The organism is Mesorhizobium sp. M7A.F.Ca.CA.004.12.1.1, from assembly GCF_003997835.1.
GTDB lineage: Bacteria > Pseudomonadota > Alphaproteobacteria > Rhizobiales > Rhizobiaceae > Mesorhizobium.
This window is the reverse complement of sequence record NZ_RZRK01001275.1, coordinates 1-1047: the sequence shown is the minus strand read 5'-3', so window position 1 is coordinate 1047 and position 1047 is coordinate 1. Positions and strand designations below refer to the sequence as shown.

General features: G+C 62.6%; 1 protein-coding gene and 1 pseudogene. One reads left to right on the top strand and one right to left on the bottom strand.

The genetic code is table 11. The annotated features are described in order from the left end of the window. Positions 1 to 278 (top strand): annotated as a pseudogene (locus tag EN984_RS35740) (EamA/RhaT family transporter); the annotation flags it as partial. 13 nt (positions 279 to 291) lie between these two features. Here EN984_RS35740 and EN984_RS35735 read toward each other — a convergent pair. Next, positions 292 to 888, bottom strand: a complete 597-nt coding sequence (locus EN984_RS35735; RefSeq protein ID WP_127271360.1) for a winged helix DNA-binding protein — start codon at positions 886 to 888, stop codon at positions 292 to 294. Between the last annotated feature and the right edge of the window lie 159 nt (positions 889 to 1047).

The following is a 1047-nucleotide window of genomic DNA, read 5'->3' as shown; positions in this document are numbered from 1 at the left end:
CACTCGGCGGCGTGCCGCTGGTGGTGGTCGCGCAGGTTGCGTCGGCATCGGCGATGTTCGCCTTCTTCTTCCGGCTGCAGGCGGTTGGCGGTCCGGTCTATCTCAGCCAGATCGGTTATGTGGCGGCGGCCGTCGGCCTGTTTGCCGGAACCATCTTCCTCGGCGAGCACTATCAGCTGCTGACCTGGGCGGGCGCGGTCATCATCACCGCGGGCGTGTTCATCACCACCAGGGCACAAAGCCAGACCGGCACGAAGCTGCAAAGGCAGGCGGCGTAAGTGCTTTCGCGCCTCAGCCGGCGTCGGTTTCGTTCTCTTCGCCACCGGGTTCCGGCCTTGGGTGCCGGCGGCGATGAGTGGCCGCGGCGCGGGCCGCCTGTTCGTAGATGCCGGTCATCAGCTCCAGTGTGCGCGCCGCTTCCTCGAGCTTGGCCGCCATCTCCGGGACGCGTGTCACCGCTTCGATGAGCAGGACGGACCGGATGTCGGCATAGCGTTCGGTGACTCGAAACCCAAGCGGCGTGACCTCGTAGGTGACGCCGGCCCTGCCGCTGCCGGTTCGCTTGACCAGGCCGCCCTTGAGCAATTTGCGCAGGCTGTACTGGATGTTGGGGATGTCGTCTCTGTTGGTCATCTGCGCCAGGTCGCGGACGCTCTTTGGCCGGTCGTTCATCCTGATGATGTGAAGCAGCGCATTTTCCGGCCCGCTGGCGGAAAACTCGATCACCGTCGCCAGGCATTCCGCCTGCCAGTGGCCGAACGCCTCGTAGGAGCGCATCAGCGCATATTCGATTTCGGCGACGTCGATTTCGAGCGGCGTCCGCGCCAGATGCCAGCCGCGATCCAGCAGCTTGGCTTGTGTTTCCAATGGTTTGCGCCGGTCGTTCATCATGTCTCCCCGCCCGGCAGCATGCGCCGATCCGGCCGATTGCGTCCATATGATTTTATGATAGACTTTCTATTATAAAATATAACCTAAAAATGAGGAGAACGCGACCGATGAGCATGCTCGACAAGACCGCAGCCAACGCACAGCCCTTCTTTCTAG